Source organism: Acidithiobacillus sp. HP-2 (genome assembly GCF_015100155.1).
In the GTDB taxonomy this organism is placed as follows: Bacteria; Pseudomonadota; Gammaproteobacteria; order Acidithiobacillales; family Acidithiobacillaceae; genus Acidithiobacillus.
Map to the genome: position 1 here is coordinate 1 of NZ_JACKZA010000026.1, position 17,572 is coordinate 17,572.

Below are 17,572 nucleotides of genomic sequence, written 5' to 3' on the forward strand. Positions count from 1 at the left end.
CGTGGGCTCGGAGATGTGTATAAGAGACAGGGATGGTGCCATGGGGTTTTGGGCCGCACTGGATGAAGCCTATCCCGAAACTGGTCAGCAACGCTGCTGGGTGCATAAGACCGCCAACATTCTCAACGAACTTCCCAAAGCCCAACAGAGCAAAGCCAAGGCAGCGTTGCAGGAAATCTGGATGGCCGCCAATCGCCAGGCTGCGGAAAAAGCACTGGACGTGTTTGTGCGCAATTACCAGGCAAAGTATCCCAAGGCCGTGGCTAAACTGGAAAAAGATCGGGCTGAATTGCTCGCTTTCTATGATTTTCCGGCCGAACACTGGCGGCATATCCGGACCACCAATGCCATTGAGTCCACCTTCGCTACGGTACGCCACCGGACTACCCGGACGAAGAACTGTGTATCACGCAGCAGCTTTCTGGGATTGGGTTTCAAGATGCTGCAGCAGGCTGAAAAACGCTGGATTGGGATTTATGCTCCAGAGAAAGTCCCGCAGCTTTTTGCAGGGGTGAAATTTATCGATGGCATACCGGCTAACCTCACCCTGCTGGATGATCAACAGACCGCCGCCTGATCTATGTCAGAAAATGCTCATACACCAGATTTGACTATAGCTCCTTACGCCAATGGTACAGCGTCACATCAGAAATCCCTTCCTGTTTGGCCACTTCTGGCACAGATAAACTGGTGGGCGGTAACATCTTCTGCAATACAGCGGCCTTACGTTCTGCTGAATAACTCTTCATCTCGATAATCCACTTTCCGCCCCCAACCTGCATCTGACTCCATTTCAGAGAGGCGACAACTACCCTGACACCGGGGGGGTTGAAGGGCCCGAACTGTATGGTTTTCCGGTATCCCCCAGTGTCATGTACCAGCTTGATGACGCCTATGCAAGAGCTTTTTCAGGTTCGAACGGCTGACTGGATTTGAGGACTAATTGCGTCAGGAAAGCAGGTTTTGTGCTGCCCTACACTAGGTGGATGCAGCGCCCATCTCTATGTCAATCTTTATCTGGCATCTGTAAATATCTCGTCAGTCGTGACAACATAAAATCACAACGGGTTAGTTGTTCCTTAGTGATAAATTCATCTGGCTTATGTCCTTGATCCATGCTTCCCGGCCCGCATACGACCGAGGGGATGCCGGACTCGTCGAATAGCCCGCCCTCTGTTCCGAATGGAACCGTCTCATAATCAGTGGTCTCGCATAGCAACGACAGGAGTCTTGCTGCTTCGTTGTCGGAGGGCGTCGAAAGCCCTGGATAGGTACTGAGCGGTTGCATTTGAATTTCAGTACTGTCCTCAATGGCGCGCATCCTTGGCAATAAAATGTATTGTGCATATGAATGCAACTCGCTCAGCACTTCGTGAGCATCAAATTTTGGTAACGCGCGAACTTCAAAATCGAACTCGCAATGAGCTGGAACTATATTGAGCGCAACGCCACCGTTAATGAGGCCAACTTGCACCGTCGAAAACGGCGGATCAAAGCGATCGTCGTGTAACCTGGGGTCGGCCAGTCTCTCCCCGATTTCTTCGAGCTTAATGATCAGTCGTGCCGCATAACTAATCGCATTGACACCGTATGGCGCATAAGCCGTATGACAGGCCGAACCGTGCACACAACATCGCACTGACAGTTTACCTTTGTGCCCCAGCACCGGCTTTAGTTCGGTTGGCTCACCGATCAGGCACATGCGCGGCTTATTAGGGCGTTTTGCAAGTTCGGCCAACATTGGCCGAACACCGAGGCATCCGATCTCCTCGTCATAGGAAAAAGCCAGATGCACGGGGATTTGCAATGGCTGTGCAAGGAAACCGGGCACGGCAGCCAGCACCGAAGCGATAAAGCCTTTCATGTCCGCAGTTCCGCGCCCGTACAAGCGCCCGTCATTCTCGGTTAGTCGAAACGGGTCCACCGTCCATACCTGCCCATCGACCGGGACCACGTCGGTGTGTCCAGAAAGGACGATTCCACCCCGATCACTAGGCCCGATAGTTGCGAACAACGCGGCCTTGGTCCGATCTGTGTTATAGAAGAGTTCGCTTTCCACACCCAGAGTAGACATATATCGTCGGATGAAGTCGATCAACTCCAGGTTAGAGTCTCGGCTCACTGTCGCAAAACCAACCAACAATTTTAGTAATTCCTGAGTAGTCAGCCCTCTACTCATCGCCTGGAACACCATAACTAGGAGCTGCAGTGGGATTCAATGCCCGAGTCAGATAGTCCTGCATCTGAGGCTTATAGGCATCCCAGAGTTTGCTGAGTTCCTCAAGCGGATAGGCATCCACCCAGTCGACTCTCAGGTCGACGATAGGCCAAACAACTTTGTCCACTATCTTGATAGCAGCAGAGTGTATAGGGCCAAATTCACCGCCTTTGCTCGCGCCGGCATACATGGCTGCAAGCAGACGATCGGCCAAATGCCCCTGAACCTCTTCAAACGCAATGGTCATAGCCTCAATCACCCCAGGGTCTGCAAGCAAATTGCCTATGGCGACACTTTGTTCACCTGCAACCACGTTATGAATGCCAAGTGTTTGCGTACCACTGAAGAACGCTGTCCGCCCCGAGCCGTCGATCACTGCTACCTGTCGGTATTGGTGGTAATCGTCGGCATCGAGAGCTCGCTTCAGAGCCGTCTCCGGTTCCGCCTGATCCTGCTCAAGATAGTCGAGTATCTGTTGACCAAGTGCAGGCAGCGTCACATTTTGTGTGGCCACGGCACCTACACCAGCGCGAACCCAGGAACAACGGGCACCCACCGAGATACTGGAAGAGCTGATTGCAAGGCCCAACTGTCCCGTCTTTGCGCAGCGTCCCACTATTGAGAAGGTCATGTCTCGTTCCCTCAGGGTAGTCCGTTCGACCAATTGTCAGGGATCACCGCAATCACGTCGATTTCCATTAACCACTCCGGCTGCCCCAAGGCCACCACAACGAGCCCAGTGGAAATCGGAAACACGCCGCGCAACCATTTCCCGACTTCTTGATAGACCGACTCGCGATATCGGGGATCTGTCAGATATGTAGTGGTCTTGACGATGTGCGAAAGATCACTACCCGCTTCTTTAAGCAGCTGTTGGACATTTTTCATCGCCTGTTCGGCTTGAGCACGCGGGTCGCCCAGTCCAACCAGATTGCCTTCGAAATCTGTACCCACTTGGCCACGCAAATAAACAGTATTACCGACGCGAACAGCCTGACACAGATCGTTGTCCAGAGATTGGTTCGGATATGTGTCTTTAGTATTGAACATGCGAATGCGGGTATGGGTGGGCATCAAATTCCTCCGGTCTTTAATTTAGGGCGGTTGCGTTTTTTGACTCGGCGAGCCAGCGCGCAATTGTGGTAAAGATAGCTCTGTCCACTGCGCTATCCGGCATCACGGTACGAGAGATATTTGCGCTGGGTAGCAATGTGATCCGCTACATGCCAGGCGTCATGCCATACGCCCCAGATGAAGCTCGAGCCACGACGTGAGAGCCAGGGCAGCCCAACAAAATAGATGCCTCGTTCACATGAGACGCCATGCTGATGAATTGGCCTGCCCTTGTCGTCAAACGCGTCGACCTTGAGCCAGTCGTATGCGACAGTATATCCGGTAGCCCAAATGATTGTGCAAATGCCAGCCGCTTTAAGGTCGAGTTCTATGATTGGGTCTGTCACACACGGTGGATCAGGGAGGATTAACCTGGCTTCGGGATCTTCCGGAAAATCCAGCCCATTGCGGGAAATGTACGCATCGGCGGCGTCCAAAAGTGCGAAGTAACTGGCGTCACCGCGAGCCAAATTAACTGCCAGATCATCCTCGAACACTATGTTCCCGTTGATGAATGTTTTGGCACGGCCAACCAGCGTCATCCCTTCACTAGCCAGGCGCCTGAAATCTATAGTCCTGCCACCATACGCTCCGCTTACAGCTATCGTCACATGCTCTGATCCGGGCTGCGGAGCCTGCCTGTCCCAATCGCCCAGTACACCCATCCACCAAACGTAATCACGAGTTCGGTAGGTTCGTGGCGGACGATCGTGCGCTCCGACCGAAAGGTATACTTGGCGCCCTGCACGCCGCAATTCGTCCGCGATTTGTGTACCGGACGAACCGGCACCCACCACAAGGACTGCTCCCTTGGGAATCTGCTGCGGGTTGCGGTATGCGGACGCATGCATCTGCGTTATCCCTGTATCCGCAGGCACGAAATTCGGAATCACGGGCCGCTGAAATGCGCCGGTCGCAACGATCACATGCTCGGCTTTGAATTGTCCCTCCGACGTATTTACTGTGAACCCTGTATTTCCGATATTTCGTTCAACTCTTAGTACCTCTACCCCGGTACGGATAGGCCCAGCGAATCTTTTTGCATAGTCCTCGATATAATCAGCTACCCGCTCTTTAGATGGGAACGCATCGGGATCGACATCTTCGAACTCAAGGCCTGGAAAACGGTCATGCCACGCGGGGCCATTGGCGACCAAGGAATCCCATCGTCCGGTTCGCCATTGCTCGGCAATGCGATCACGCTCCAAGACCAAATGAGGCACTTTAAGCCGAGTCAGGTGCTCACTTACCGCCACGCCGGCCTGCCCAGCACCGACTACAAGGGTATCAATCAGAGTCATTTTAGTTGCCATGGTTCAATCTTTCTCCTTATCAAACAACGTTGGATTTACAAACTGTATCTGTTAATAGACACCCTTTAGTTAGATATTGATCATATTGGCAAGAAAAAAATAAGAAAAATGCTTTATTTCTATAATCTGAATCTATTTTTCTTATTCAAAGGGTTCCGTTCATTACAACTGCAGCCATCACGTTACCTATTCGTCAGGTATCTTGAGCTACGGAACTGGGGGCCAAACAGGTGGCATTGTGTAAGGCCTGCTGATCACCTGCCGCCTCCATGACATTAATCCCTACGACTATTTGGTTGATGTCCTGCAGTGGGTCCGCCAGCACCCCAGTTCCCGCGTCGCCGAACTGGGCCCCAGGCTCTGGAAACAGCACTTCGCCGGCAACCCTCTGCGCTCGGACCTCTATAATATCCTGAAGTAGCCCGCAAGATACGCCGCTCAGTTACCGGTTACGTGGATCGCCAGAAAGCGCGCCAGGCTTCGGCCATAGGCGCCAGTGGTTTCCATGCAGAGGTGAGCCTTGAGGGCCTCCTGCTTCTCCAACCAATTCCGGAATTGCCGGAACCCACCAGAATTATTGCAAAAAACCTTGCTGCGATATTTACCATTGGGTTTCAGCAGGGCAACATCGAATTGGGCTTTCGCTACGTCAATACCAACACAGGAAACGGGATTCATCATCATAAACCTCCTTGACTAGCATCATGGCGATCTACGGACCATGCCGATTCATCCTTATCTGTGCAGGCTCATGCGCCATGCATGCCTCGGATACCGTCCGAACTGGGTGTCAAAGTTGAGGCAAGGGATTAATCTGTAGAACAGGATCAATCTCTTCGGGTCTGATTCCCCGCTGCTTGCAGCGAAATCTATCAAAGCGGCTGAGGGAATACCCCGCAGCTTGCTGCGGGGATTTTTATTTCCTTAGGCTACTAACAATCTATCTTGCCTCGCTCCGGGGATCAGCCGAAGGGTACCAGTACATACTGACTGGCTCCAAGACATAAGGCTCCTAGCCACTGCCTGACGGCTCTAGCACATAGGTATCAAGGTGATTTTTAAGGCGGGCGACGTCTTGTTCAGAGACGCGGTTTTTCAGAACGTCATGGCACGAGAACGAAGGAAGAATCTCTACCCCGCAGAACTTGTAGTTCGCGGTGTTGAAGATGAATACGTCATCAACCGACCGACCGCCGAACAAGTATTGATCGACATCGTTGAATGCCGCTTCCGGTGCGTCCCAAGTAAGCGAAAGCATGTACCTACGTCCATGCATCAATCCACCCGTGCCGTACTGCTTGCTTGGATCACTGCGCGTCCGGCCGTCATTCGCCACCATGCGCGGATTGAGCAGCCCAGCATTGAAGACCTCATCAACGTATTTCTTGTACTGCCATGGATTTCCGAACCAGTAAACGGGCGACTGGGTAATGATGGCCTCCGCCCACAGGTGCTTTTCTACTTCCTGCTCGACATCGTAGCCATCGACAATGTGCGTGGTTGTGATATCGTGACCTAAGGCTCCCAAATGTGCCGCGATAACTTCGGCCAGGAACGTGTTGAGTTTGCCTTCTGACATGCCTTCAACCGGCTGGCTGGCATTAATAATCAAGATTTTCATGATGACTCCGAGAAATTATGAGCAGCAGCTAACGTAAGTTGTATGCTTATCAGGCCATTAGGGGCACTCACCACCAGTAGTATGTTTAGCAACTGCGCCAAATTGTGACAACAATATAAGCATGGTTCACTCTCCTAATAAGGTTACGCTTGTCTCACACACTACAATATCCACCATCGACCATTAGTGTGTGACCAACTATCATGTTGGATGCTTCTGAAGACAAAAATAAAGCAGCACCAACGATCTCATCAGGTTGGCCCATTCGACCAATTGGGAAAGTTTTGAGAAACTCATTATGTGCTTCTGTGCCCCTTACTTCATCCATCATCGGAGTATCAAAATCACATGGACCTATACAGTTGACATTTATTCCTTTTTTAATCCACTCAACCGCTAATACTTTGGTAAGGGCTGATACACCAGCCTTGGATGGGGAATAAGCCACTTCTCCTTGGAAACCACAATAAGCTGATATAGAAGATATGTTTACTATTTTACCACCACCATCCTGGATCATATATTTAGCTGCCGTTTTGCAGCATAAAAACGAACCAGTTAAATTGATAGCGATGATATAATTCCATTCGGATAGTGACATGTCCTCTGCAGGAGATAATCGATAAACACCAGCAGAATTAATAAGAATGTCAATTCGACAATACTTATTGTGAATTGTATCCATTAAGTTTTTAACATCTTTTTCGTTTGATACATCAGCTTGAAATATCGATATTTTATTTGAAGAAGTGAGGGTTTCTATTTCGCTTTTTGCCATTGTTAACTTTTCTGAATCACGACCAACAATTATCACATTTGCACCCGCATTAGCGAAGCCAATAGCTATATGCTTTCCTAGTCCACTAGAACCTCCTGTGACTAGTGCCACCTTCCCTGTAAAATCGTAAGTAATCTGCATGATTTGATCCTCGTTAGATAAGACAACAGTAAATTTGGAAATTATATTTTTCCAGATTGTTATTTGTAATTAAAATAATAATCAGGAATTTTATGTATTATAAAAAATAGTAGTTATTTCATGGTATGGAATATCTCACAAACTTATAAATCAAGAGTAATTAAATCAGTCTTACTTCGAGAGCAACAAATCATCATGACATCACCAGAAGACCTTTCTTTAGCCGTTAAAACGCAGTCTCGATGATCAGGAATTCCGTCGATTACTTTTGTCTCGCATGAACCACAAACACCCACACCACAAACACTTTTAAACACATTAAATCCAGACCTTCTTAACGCTTGCGCAATTGATTCATCTGAATTGACTGTGATAGTAGCATTGCTTTTTTTGAGGTGGACATTGAACTGTTTGTCATCTGTAAAACTATTATTGTTAAAACTCTCAACGTAATAATCTTTTATGTTATGGTATTTAGCATTCTCTTCAAAATCATTAATCATCGATTCTGGACCACAACAATAAAATCCATACCCATCCCGACCTGAGTTCAAGATGGATTTTATATTTAGTCTTTGATGATCACTATCGCTGTATCTTGATGTAACGCGATATCTTGGTATCTTGCATATATCGAAAATTTTGTCCTCACCTTTATTTGCACCGCTAAAATAAATATGATAGCTCTTATTTTCTTTTTCTAGCCGTTTTGCCATAGATATAAATGGAGTAACACCAACGCCACCAGCTATAAGAATATAACCATAATTATTTCTAATGTAAAAAGATTTAATTGGTTTTGTTATATGTAATTTATCGCCATCATTAATAGTAATAAAATACTTTGAAAACTCACCTTCATGGTTGATTCTTACTCCTATACAATAGCAATCATCATAATCTGGCAGTGAAAACACTGAATATGGCACAATTATTCCGTCCCACATTCTAACACCAATAATGGAGCCAGGTTCTGGATCGATAAGATGACCACCTTTTATTGGAGCTAGAACAAAAATAACAAACGAATGAGTGATTCGATATATTTTCTTAACTGTAACTGTTGTTGTATCCATAGGATTATACCTAACTTATTTAACAATTGTAAGATATCAAGTTTTTTATATTCAGACGCAGCCAGATAAACAATATTTGTCGTAAAGACAAAAAACATATAATTTATGAAAAATCATCAGAAAGATTCTTTTTTGGTTTGATATACCATACGGTAGTTTTCTACAATTAATCGCCAAAAAATAATAAATGATATATGTTGTGCTCTATATGAGAAGCTGGCCAAATACTTTGTCAGCTTCCCGTCCACTACTATCTTTATAGCTCACTCTACTTAGTTAGTTGATCGTAGATCGAGGTTTAAAAATAGAAGAGAGCCTGCGATGTGTGCTAACACCATCTGATTTAGAAATAACATAATAAAAAGCAGCTATAAAAGGAGACGCAACAAGCCATGAGATATCAGCACCCCCAATCATTTTGGCGATCGGTCCTGTATAAAATGCGTTGGACATAAATGGGATTTCAAGAATAAAACCTAGTGTATATGCAATAGCCGCCTTCTTATTGACATATCCAAATTCCCCGCCTTTCATATAAAAGCTATCCAATTCATACTGTCCGTCATGGATTAGGTAATAGTCAACTAAGTTTATTATAGACCACGGGACTAGAACATATAGCAAAAAATAAATAAAATTCATAAAATATCCCATAAACTTTGCGCTGGCGAACAATGCCAATGCTGTGCTAACAATCAGGAGAGTAAAGATTACTATAAATCTATAGATACGTGATGTCTTCAACCCCTGAAAGAACGTTTGCAAAATGCTTATTGATGTCAGTGAGCTACAGTATAGTTGCATAGCTGCCGCCTCCACACCAGACACAGACCATATTACAATAAATATTATTCCTGTAACACCAAATAGCACGCTAAACGCACCAAATCCACCGGATACACTTGATAGGCTTGTAATTCCTATCAATGAACCAACCGCCATCGCAATCAACGCCCCCAATGTTGCTCCTAAATAACTAGACCAAAAAGCCGCCTTTGGACCAGTGTCCTTAGGCAAGTACCTTGAATAGTCAGAAACATAAGGTGCATATGATATTTGCCATATTGCTGCCATACCGAGCACACCAAAAAAACCTACCATAGAATAGGACCCATTTACAACATGAATTGAAGCAAAGTTACTGTCACCAATTCCTGACAATAAAAGTACTAGTAAGGATACGCCACCAAAAACGGTAATAAACTTTGCATATCTATGAATCATGTCATATCCAATATATGCGGCAACAAAGGCTAGCATACTGATACCGACTATTACGAAATCACCTCCATACTTTCCCATATTCGGCATGATTGACGCTATGGCCTGCTCTCCAACGTCCACTAATGAAGCGAAATATCCGATATACATTATCACGACTAATATTAAAATAGGTAATGCTCCGTAGCTTCCGAACTGGGCTCTAGATTGCTGCATCTGGCTAATTCCAAGATACGAACCTTGTGCAGAATGTAGGGCCATAAAGATTGCCCCAACAAGATTTCCGATTAGCAATGCTACCATCGCCCAAGATAATGATAGTCCAAAGCCACTTTTAGCCGTGGCGATAATTCCAATAGTTATAGTTAATAGTTGCATATTGCCACCAAACCATAATGTGAATAGATCAAAGGCTTTACCATGCCTAAGGTTCAGCGCTATCGGAAAAATTGTGTGTTTTTCGTGCTTCATATTATCACGAAGCTCATCAACTGACTGAACCATAAATATTACCCCCATTATATCAATGTGATATACATAAACTAAGATGTTATCAAACCGCTAAACACACCGCTGCTTTTGTGCTTTACGGACTAGGATAGATAAGCCGGACCGACAAAAGCTAGTTTCAACCTCTATAATATAAGCAAAAAACGTGCCTACATTTTGTGCTTGCTAGACTAACAATAAAAACAGAATGATAATGTCAATATTCTGTCTCCCCTTATTTTGAACTGAGCGTCTTTTTTGCACTAACGTGGTGCAAAAACTACTTTAATGCACCAATGTGTATCATTGACCTAATAAATGATGGTTGTTGACGCCATATTGGTATCCGCCCCTGAGTGGTATTAACTCTGGCTTGCGCTCCGAATTGTGAATACTCCAACGGCTCGTTAAACAGCGTGTAAATTGACCACCTGATATCCTGCCGGATTTGCCGGGAGGAAACTGGAGTGATTTGCATGGAAACCATAGCCAAAGTGCGCCGTCTGTATCATCTGGACAAAGAGACGGTCAGCCATATTTCTCGAAAAATGAATTTATCGCGTGCTACGGTGCGCAAGTATCTGGACCATGTCGGAGATGAACCGAAGTACCCCCAGCGGAAATCCCGACCACGGCCGCAATTGGGAGCTTTTGAGGCGATCCTGCAGCAATGGCTGGAGACGGATGCGCACTTACCGCGCAAGCAGAAGCGGACCGCACGCAGACTGTTCGAGGGTTTGCAGAAGGCAGGATACCAGGGGGCCTATGACAGCATTCAGCGCTGGGTAAAGGCGTGGAAGGCGAACGTTCGCCCTGGTCTGCACCAAGCCTTTATTCCCCTGAGTTTCCGTCCCGGTGAAGCGTATCAGTTTGACTGGAGCAGCGAGACGGTGATTCTGGATGGGGTGGCCATGGCGATCAAGGTCGCCCACTTTCGCCTGACTTACAGCCGGATGTCCTTTGTCCGGGCCTATCCCAGAGAAACCCAGGAGATGGTCTTCGCCGCCCATCAGGAAGCTTTTCTGGCCTTTGAAGGGGTCCCTGAGCGGGGTATTTACGATAACCCCAAGACCATTGTGGACGTGGTTTATAATCGTTCCCGCAAAGGTCAGGAACGGGATTTCAATCGACGCTTCCTGGCCCTCATGAACCATTATCTGATTCGGCCCACCGCCTGCACGGTCGCTGCCGGATGGGAGAAGGGACAGGTCGAGAATCAGGTCGGCAATATCCGCGAATGGTTTTTTACCCCGCTTCCGCGCTTTGAAACATTGGATCAGCTGAACGCCTGGCTCTGGGAACGCTGTCAGGAGCGGGCACAGAATCATGCACACCCCGAGCAGAAGACACGGACGATCTGGGCGGTCTTCCAGGAAGAGAAAGCGCTGCTGCGCCCCTTTCAAGCCACCTTCGATGGCTATGTGGAGGACCGGGTGCGGGTCAAATCGACCTGCCTGATATCGGTGGACCGTAATCACTACAGCGTACCCGCAGAATGGGCAGGAGAGTGGGTGCGGGCACGGCGCTATGTGGATCGTATCGTGGTATTGATGGAAAGTGCGGTGATTGCCACCCATGCACGGCGCATGGGGCGGGACAAGACCATCACGGACCCGCAGCACTACCTGCAGGTTCTGGAGCGTAAGCCGGGGGCTTTACGTAATGGCTTGCCCTTCCAGAAGCTACCGCGTGCCATCACCCTGGTGCAGGAGCATCTCCAGGCTAAAGCCGGTGGAGATAAGGCCTTTGTGGAAGTCTTACTGGCGGCCAGAGACCATGGCATGGACATACTGGAGACTGCCTGCGCCATGGCCCTGGAGCAGAAAACCGTTACAGTCACGGTAATCCTCAATCTGGTACACCGTCTGGCGCACCCGCTGCCACCACCCCCGCAGCAGACTCCGGAAGCCCTGCATCTGAAAGAAGAGCCAACGGCGGATTGCAGTCGCTACGATACCTTGCGGGGGAAGCCTTATGTCCACTGAACTGACCCTCTCTCTGAAGGATCTGCATCTGTATGGCATGGCGACCGCCTACCAGGAATGGGTCGCGCAACCCGGGCCGGTCACAGAGCCGGTTTCCTGGTTGTCCAGCCTGATTGATGCCGAAAAACAGGACCGCCATTACCGCAGTCTGCGTTACCAAAGACGTATAGCCCGGTTCCCCCTGCAGCGCAGTCTGGATGAGTTTGACTTCACGGAAAGCCCCTTGGCCGAAGAACACCTGCGCACGCTGGCCCAAGGGGAGTACCTGGAGTCTGCCCATAATCTCATTCTTGTGGGTGGCACAAGGACCGGGAAAACCCATCTGGCCCTGGCGTTAGGTCATGCCGCTATCGACCAGAGCAAGCGGGTACGCTGGTATAACGTAGTCGATCTCGTCAACTCTCTGGAACATGAGAAAACCCGTGGCCAGGGCGGCCGCCTCGTCAGAACCCTGCAGAGCCTGGACCTCGTCATCCTCGACGAATTGGGCTACTTGCCCTTCTCGGAGTCGGGAGGCGCCTTGCTCTTCCATCTGATCAGCAAACTCTACGAACAGACCGCGCTGATTATCACCACCAACCTCTCCTTCGGAGAATGGGTGAAGATCTTCGGAGACGCCAAAATGACCACGGCGCTTCTCGATCGACTGACCCACCACTGCGATATTCTGGAGACCGGAAACGATTCTTACCGGTTCAAAAAACGTCGCAGCCACCCCCTCTAAAACTGGTCAAAAATATACGCTGTTACCTGGTCATTTTTAAACGCTGTTTGACAGCGCACCATGTCAGTGTAGGCAGAAAGCCCATGGGTATATTCGTACTGCAGTGCTCCCTGACTGAGGTTGAAGCGTACCGTATTGGCGTGCCAGTCCTTTACCATTGCTTGCAAGGACGCGTTATAACCGAAACCAGGCATTGCTGTTGCCGTCATGGCGGCCTGCGCTTCCTGAAGATTAGCTGCTGCGAGAGAGGCACGAAAATGGCTACTACATAAAGTGGCAGCGTACTGCGTGGGATAGGCCAAGGAAACCGAGGTGAATCCTCGCGGTATAAATAATTGATTGGTTCCAGCCACGACTAACCGCCCGTCCACGACGGCCTCTCCTGAAGTCGCAGCAGACGGAGCGGGGGTTTGCGCAGGCGTGGTATTGGCCAGAGCCTGATTGCTCACGCACGCGATACACGCAAGAACTACCGCCGGGAGTGCAGTAGCAAGGGCGATACGCAGGGATTGTTTCAATTGAGTTCAGTTGCCTCCGACATGGGTACATATGCGAGTGTCGTCTCTCGTCCCCGCATTTTTACTGTAGTCAATATATTTGTTTTCTATTTTACAGAATTTTGATTGTCTGCGGCCATCTCGGGGCCCCTTCATTGTTAAACAAGCACGCTCACGGACATTGTCCGGCCTGGCCGGCTAACGGTCGTTTGACGGACTTAGGATATGGGTGCGATCGCGCCTGCTGTTTCTGGATTGCACAATTCAAAAACAGCAGGCAAGGGTTGAACGATCGTAGTTCTTTGACTACACTACGCCAGTGATCGAGCTAAAACAGACCGAGGCCTTCGCGAAGTGGGAATCTCGCCTCCGGGACAAGCGCGCCAGGACCATCATCGCCACACGATTGGCGCGACTGGCCCACGGGTTGCCAGGGGATGTAGAACCCGTAGGCGAAGGCGTCAGCGAACTGCGTATCCACTACGGTCCTGGTTACCGCGTCTACTTCCAGCAGCGTGGCGACATCCTGATTGTGTTGCTCTGTGGTGGCGACAAAAAAACGCAGGCCCGCGACATCGCCACAGCAAAGAAGCTGGCGGAAGAATGGAGTACACCCAATGACTGAGAAATTGACAACTTATGATCCAGCAGCCGCACTCATCGACGACGAAGAAATCGCGGTGTTCATGGCCGACGCCTTTGAAACCGGGGATGCTGGCTATATTGCCCACGCGCTTGGTATTGTCGCGCGGGCTAAGGGCATGACCCAGATTGCCCGCGATACCGGTCTTTCACGCGAACAGCTCTACCGTTCATTCAGTGAAGCCGGCAATCCGACGCTGAAAACGACGCTGGCCGTCATGAAAGCCCTGGGGATTGATCTGACAGCGAAGCCCCGCAGTGAACACGTAGCGGCCTAATGAAGAACATCCTCACCCGTATAAGCAGACTCAATGTAATGTCCCATAATCAGCCCCCCTGGGTGGCAGAAGAACCCAGTAAAACCGGACGACCTGCCGTTCAGGGTTTTGGGGCCACAAGACAGAATGGTGCATTCTATCTCATTTTTACCTATCCCATTTAGCCAGAACCACACAGGCTCTACCCAGAGCAGATCTGGACATAATGAGCCGCTCGACACAACCAAAGCACAGCCAACTACTAATTAACACTGCCCATACCATAGAAATTTCCTTCGGCATCCGTTCCTGAACATGCGCCTTGGCCATCTACAACCGGCGCATTATCCATAGGTTCCATATCAGCGGGATTCATACATGCCGTAAAATGAATCACCGCTCCATTACTATAATGGCGAACACAGATCATATTGTCGCAATCCGTGGTAAACCTCCCATTATCAGGTCCAGAATTCGTCTCTTCTTCCTGACGAACCATAACGCTATGCGTAGTCGTCTTTTTTACCTTCCTAACATGCTTTGAATCCATACTTTCTATTACGTTAATGTTATTTTGTGCCAGCCTTCCAACACGACCACCTTGTGCGGCCGCCTTCTTGAACCAGTAGTTCGCCTTCGCGTAATTCTTCGGCACGCCTTTGCCTTTGGCATAGTAATCCCCCAGATTAAATTCCGCATTGACATATCCCTGATCAGCCGCCTTCTTGAACCAGTAGTTCGCCTTCGCGTAATTCTTCGGCACGCCTTTGCCTTTGGCATAGTAATCCCCCAGATTAAATTCCGCATAGGCATTTCCCTGATCGACCGCCTTCTCGTCCCAGTAGACAGCCTTCGCGTAATCCTGCGGCACTCCTCGGCCTTTGGCATAGTGATCCCCCAGATTAAATTCCGCATAGGCATTTCCCTGATCGGCTGCCTTCTTGAACCAGTAGTTCGCCTTCGCGTAATCCTGCGGCACTCCTCGGCCTTTGTCGTAGGCAACCCCCAGGTTATTTTCCGCCCTGACATTTCCCTGATCGGCTGCCTTCTCGGACCAGTAGACCGCTTTCGCGTAATCCTGCGGCACTCCTCGGCCATAGTAGTAAGCAACCCCTAGGTTGGTTTCCGCCCTGACATTTCCCTGATCGGCTGCCTTCTTGAACCAGTAGTTCGCCTTCGCGTAATCCTGCGGCACACCTTGGCCATGGCCGTAGGAAACCCCCAGCTTATTTTCTGCCCTAGCATTTCCCTGATCTGCCGCCTTCTCGAACCAGTAGTCCGCCTTCGCATAATCCTGCGGCACTCCTCGGCCTTTGCGGTAGGCAACCCCCAGGTTATTTTCCGCCGTGACAATCCCTTGATCGGCCGCCTTCTCATACCAGTAGATCGCCTTCGCATAATCCTGCGGCACTCCTAGGCCGTTGGCGTAGGCATACCCCAGGTTATTTTCCGCATTGGCAAGCCCCTGATCAGCGGCCTTCTCATACCAGTAGCTCGACTTCGCGTAGCTCTGCGGCACACCTTGGCCCCGGTAGTAAGCAAGACCCAGGGCGGTTTCCGCCTTGGCATCCTTCTGCGCTGCTGCCTTCTTCCACCAGTAGATAGACTTCGCATACTCACTCGGCACATATTTGTACTTCAGGTAATAGATAAACCCCAGATTGAATTCTCCTCTGGCAAGCCCCTGATCGGCGGCCTTCTCGTACCAGTAGCTCGCCTTCGCATAACCCTGCGGCACACCTTGGCCGTACAAGTAGTAATCCCCTAGATTATTTTCTGCTCTGGCAAACCCCTGATCGGCGGCCTTCTCATACCAGTAGTGCGCCTTCGCATCATCCCTCTTCGTATACCAATAGGTACCCAACCACGTTTGGGCTGCCGCATCCCCAGACTTAGCCGCAGCGCCCAGTTTGTCCAAGTCCAGCGTGTTTCCCTTGAACGCGGCTATCTCCAGTTGTTTTGCCTGCACGTTTGTCATCGCATAGGCACTATCTGCAGAAAACAGTCCCATGAGCACCAACGGGACAACGATACGAACCTTCATGCAGTTTTCCTTTGTGGATATAAATCACATAATTGTCACAATATGTTACATAAGGATTTTCTTTCAGCAAAGCGTGGAGACCTCAACGGATACGCTGAAAATGCTTGCTACAAACCGTTACCGTAACAGTCGTTTCACATCCCCTCGGATTGATAATCCGAGGGTCAGACTGGTCAAACTGGCAGTAAAGATAGGCATTGCAGCAGGAAGTATGCTGCGAAACTGGGCATTTTGCCCAAATTTTGCCCAAGTGTTCCCCGAAAATAGCCTTATTTGCGACTAGTCACTATAATAAATCGTTACGCAGTAACCAGTAGGTGAGCTGTTACAGTAACGCAGCATTACCACTCCATATCAGGATCATCCCGCTCATAATTCCATAAGCGCTTACCGCATATCTTCATGCGGTAACTTATGCTCCAACGGAAACCGCACAAAAGTTTCCTGTGTTTGTCGCCCGCCTAACCGATTCGCCATGCATTGGTGAGCAGCCTCTCAGAACCAGAAATTGTCCAGCGGTTCATGAGCACAAAACCACTAATTTTTTATTACCGCCTGAGCAGGTGCTCGGACTGCCATGCGCGACGCTCCAGTGCGGGTCTTGTCATGGTCTGACGGCGCCCCAAAAACGATCCCCGAAGAGACCTGCAAATGGGCCGCATAAAACCCCCGAAATAGAGATACCCGAGAAAGTCATAGAGTAGGCAGTACATGGAAAAACTTGCAGAAGTGGCAGAAACGGTAAACCACATAAACCAGGGTCTGGAACGGGCCGTACCGGACATCGTTCCGGCGTCTTTTCGGCGGCCTTCAGAGCCTGAAAACCCACTATAAAAAGGTCAAAAATGCCCTTCAAAAAGGTCGAAATCCGCAGAAAAAAGGTTTTCCACGGTAACAAAAAGGTCGAATATCACTATTATTTGGTCCCCCCCTGTCGAAAAAAAGGTTCGCCACGACAAAAAATAGGTTTGCCTCCTCAGCAAAAAGGTTTTGCTCGATAAACAAACGGTGTCCATGTGCGATAAAAAGGTTTCCCCACCGGTATAGAAAGGTCAGGAAACCCTAAAAAAAGGGCGGGATTGCTCGGCATATCCGCCATAACGCATGTTGATCCAGCCGGAGTGGAGCGCAAAAAAGCCCGGCAAGCCGAGTAGTGGTGCCACGCGCGCTCAGGGTTACCTGGATCGCTTCCAAAAGTATCAGTAGCGACCTGTTTGGGGGTTCAACCCCCATTCTCGTGTCGAATGGCTACCTTGACGTTACCGTAACCATCGCCCACTGCCATTTTTAGTGCCATAAAGCCAATTCTCCAACTCGGTAAAGGAGTAAAAAGTTCACCGTCAACGCTCGATTCGTATGACAGTGAACAACATCCCAGAACCGGGAAGTATCCAGAGGTTCATGGGTCAAAAAAATCACGGCTCTCTCGCGAGCGGTTTAGCAAACAGAGCGG

16 protein-coding genes and 2 pseudogenes are annotated in these 17,572 nt (G+C 49.2%); 6 read left to right on the forward strand and 12 right to left on the reverse strand.

Annotation, left to right across the window (positions count from 1 at the left end; translation table 11 throughout):
- A partial coding sequence (locus H7F11_RS15140) for a transposase (protein ID WP_193658226.1) occupies positions 1 to 577 on the forward strand: 577 nt, incomplete at its 5' end.
- 40 nt (positions 578 to 617) lie between these two features.
- Here H7F11_RS15140 and H7F11_RS15145 read toward each other — a convergent pair.
- From H7F11_RS15145 to H7F11_RS15165, 5 genes and pseudogenes are all read right to left on the reverse strand, one after another.
- A pseudogene (locus tag H7F11_RS15145) lies at positions 618 to 749 on the reverse strand (transposase); the annotation flags it as partial.
- A gap of 257 nt (positions 750 to 1,006) precedes the next feature.
- On the reverse strand, positions 1,007 to 2,194 hold the full coding sequence (gene argE / locus H7F11_RS15150; protein WP_319803398.1) for an acetylornithine deacetylase: 1,188 nt from the start codon (positions 2,192 to 2,194) through the stop codon (positions 1,007 to 1,009).
- On the reverse strand, positions 2,172 to 2,849 hold the full coding sequence (locus tag H7F11_RS15155) for a DUF1028 domain-containing protein (protein ID WP_075324124.1): 678 nt from the start codon (positions 2,847 to 2,849) through the stop codon (positions 2,172 to 2,174). Before H7F11_RS15155 ends, argE begins: the two co-directional genes overlap by 23 nt.
- Before the next feature lie 11 nt (positions 2,850 to 2,860).
- Positions 2,861 to 3,292: a RidA family protein gene (locus H7F11_RS15160; RefSeq protein ID WP_075324125.1), complete on the reverse strand. Its 432-nt coding sequence runs from the start codon at positions 3,290 to 3,292 to the stop codon at positions 2,861 to 2,863.
- Between the two features lie 92 nt (positions 3,293 to 3,384).
- Positions 3,385 to 4,644 carry a flavin-containing monooxygenase gene (locus tag H7F11_RS15165; protein WP_075324126.1) on the reverse strand — a complete coding sequence of 420 codons (1,260 nt, stop codon included), beginning with the start codon at positions 4,642 to 4,644 and terminating at the stop codon, positions 3,385 to 3,387.
- 209 nt (positions 4,645 to 4,853) lie between these two features.
- Here H7F11_RS15165 and H7F11_RS15170 point away from each other — a divergent pair.
- Positions 4,854 to 5,065, forward strand: a pseudogene (locus H7F11_RS15170) (transposase domain-containing protein); the annotation flags it as partial.
- A 17-nt stretch (positions 5,066 to 5,082) separates the two neighbouring features.
- Here the strand turns inward: H7F11_RS15170 and H7F11_RS15175 are convergent.
- The 5 genes from H7F11_RS15175 to H7F11_RS15195 form a co-directional block, all read right to left on the reverse strand.
- Positions 5,083 to 5,328 (reverse strand): IS110 family transposase, encoded by a 246-nt coding sequence (locus H7F11_RS15175; protein WP_077218538.1) that lies wholly within the window; start codon positions 5,326 to 5,328, stop codon positions 5,083 to 5,085.
- A gap of 328 nt (positions 5,329 to 5,656) precedes the next feature.
- A complete protein-coding gene (locus H7F11_RS15180) occupies positions 5,657 to 6,265 on the reverse strand; it encodes an NAD(P)H-dependent oxidoreductase (protein ID WP_075324128.1) in 609 nt (202 codons plus the stop codon).
- 154 nt (positions 6,266 to 6,419) lie between these two features.
- Entirely contained in the window at positions 6,420 to 7,184 is a 765-nt protein-coding gene (locus H7F11_RS15185; RefSeq protein WP_075324129.1) for an SDR family NAD(P)-dependent oxidoreductase, read from the reverse strand.
- A 143-nt stretch (positions 7,185 to 7,327) separates the two neighbouring features.
- Complete coding sequence (locus H7F11_RS15190; protein WP_075324130.1) at positions 7,328 to 8,260, reverse strand: flavin reductase family protein; 933 nt, start codon at positions 8,258 to 8,260, stop codon at positions 7,328 to 7,330.
- Between the two features lie 276 nt (positions 8,261 to 8,536).
- Positions 8,537 to 9,985 (reverse strand): purine-cytosine permease family protein, encoded by a 1,449-nt coding sequence (locus H7F11_RS15195; RefSeq protein WP_075324131.1) that lies wholly within the window; start codon positions 9,983 to 9,985, stop codon positions 8,537 to 8,539.
- A gap of 461 nt (positions 9,986 to 10,446) precedes the next feature.
- On the opposite strand from H7F11_RS15195, the gene istA reads away from it, so the two are divergent.
- Positions 10,447 to 11,955 (forward strand): IS21 family transposase, encoded by a 1,509-nt coding sequence (gene istA, locus H7F11_RS15200; RefSeq protein ID WP_193651644.1) that lies wholly within the window; start codon positions 10,447 to 10,449, stop codon positions 11,953 to 11,955.
- Positions 11,945 to 12,679, forward strand: a complete 735-nt coding sequence (istB, locus tag H7F11_RS15205; protein WP_193651643.1) for an IS21-like element helper ATPase IstB — start codon at positions 11,945 to 11,947, stop codon at positions 12,677 to 12,679. Before istA ends, istB begins: the two co-directional genes overlap by 11 nt.
- On the opposite strand, the gene H7F11_RS15210 is transcribed toward istB, so the two are convergent.
- Complete coding sequence (locus tag H7F11_RS15210; protein ID WP_193651642.1) at positions 12,676 to 13,197, reverse strand: hypothetical protein; 522 nt, start codon at positions 13,195 to 13,197, stop codon at positions 12,676 to 12,678. The two genes, istB and H7F11_RS15210, sit on opposite strands and share 4 nt — an antisense overlap.
- 298 nt (positions 13,198 to 13,495) lie before the next feature.
- Here H7F11_RS15210 and H7F11_RS15215 point away from each other — a divergent pair, with 298 nt between their 5' ends.
- Together H7F11_RS15215 and H7F11_RS15220 are read left to right on the forward strand one after the other, a co-directional pair.
- Positions 13,496 to 13,801, forward strand: coding sequence for a type II toxin-antitoxin system RelE/ParE family toxin (locus H7F11_RS15215; RefSeq protein WP_065957885.1), 306 nt, complete (start codon positions 13,496 to 13,498; stop codon positions 13,799 to 13,801).
- On the forward strand, positions 13,794 to 14,096 hold the full coding sequence (locus H7F11_RS15220) for an addiction module antidote protein (protein ID WP_065972794.1): 303 nt from the start codon (positions 13,794 to 13,796) through the stop codon (positions 14,094 to 14,096). The genes H7F11_RS15215 and H7F11_RS15220 overlap by 8 nt, the downstream gene beginning before the upstream one ends.
- A 241-nt stretch (positions 14,097 to 14,337) precedes the next feature.
- Here H7F11_RS15220 and H7F11_RS15225 read toward each other — a convergent pair whose 3' ends face one another.
- Positions 14,338 to 16,119, reverse strand: coding sequence for a tetratricopeptide repeat protein (locus H7F11_RS15225; protein WP_075323889.1), 1,782 nt, complete (start codon positions 16,117 to 16,119; stop codon positions 14,338 to 14,340).
- Positions 16,120 to 17,572: the final 1,453 nt, after the last annotated feature.

Bases quoted from the DNA above. Each gene is read 5' to 3' on its own strand.
- H7F11_RS15195 (WP_075324131.1), bottom strand. From the start codon at position 9,985: ATGGTTCAGTCAGTTGATGAGCTTCGTGATAATATGAAGCACGAAAAA.
- istA (WP_193651644.1), top strand. From the start codon at position 10,447: ATGGAAACCATAGCCAAAGTGCGCCGTCTGTATCATCTGGACAAAGAG.
- H7F11_RS15190 (WP_075324130.1), bottom strand. From the start codon at position 8,260: ATGGATACAACAACAGTTACAGTTAAGAAAATATATCGAATCACTCAT.
- H7F11_RS15220 (WP_065972794.1), top strand. From the start codon at position 13,794: ATGACTGAGAAATTGACAACTTATGATCCAGCAGCCGCACTCATCGAC.
- H7F11_RS15175 (WP_077218538.1), bottom strand. From the start codon at position 5,328: ATGATGATGAATCCCGTTTCCTGTGTTGGTATTGACGTAGCGAAAGCC.
- H7F11_RS15225 (WP_075323889.1), bottom strand. From the start codon at position 16,119: ATGAAGGTTCGTATCGTTGTCCCGTTGGTGCTCATGGGACTGTTTTCT.
- H7F11_RS15155 (WP_075324124.1), bottom strand. From the start codon at position 2,849: ATGACCTTCTCAATAGTGGGACGCTGCGCAAAGACGGGACAGTTGGGC.
- H7F11_RS15160 (WP_075324125.1), bottom strand. From the start codon at position 3,292: ATGCCCACCCATACCCGCATTCGCATGTTCAATACTAAAGACACATAT.
- argE (WP_319803398.1), bottom strand. From the start codon at position 2,194: ATGGTGTTCCAGGCGATGAGTAGAGGGCTGACTACTCAGGAATTACTA.
- H7F11_RS15180 (WP_075324128.1), bottom strand. From the start codon at position 6,265: ATGAAAATCTTGATTATTAATGCCAGCCAGCCGGTTGAAGGCATGTCA.
- H7F11_RS15185 (WP_075324129.1), bottom strand. From the start codon at position 7,184: ATGCAGATTACTTACGATTTTACAGGGAAGGTGGCACTAGTCACAGGA.
- istB (WP_193651643.1), top strand. From the start codon at position 11,945: ATGTCCACTGAACTGACCCTCTCTCTGAAGGATCTGCATCTGTATGGC.
- H7F11_RS15165 (WP_075324126.1), bottom strand. From the start codon at position 4,644: ATGGCAACTAAAATGACTCTGATTGATACCCTTGTAGTCGGTGCTGGG.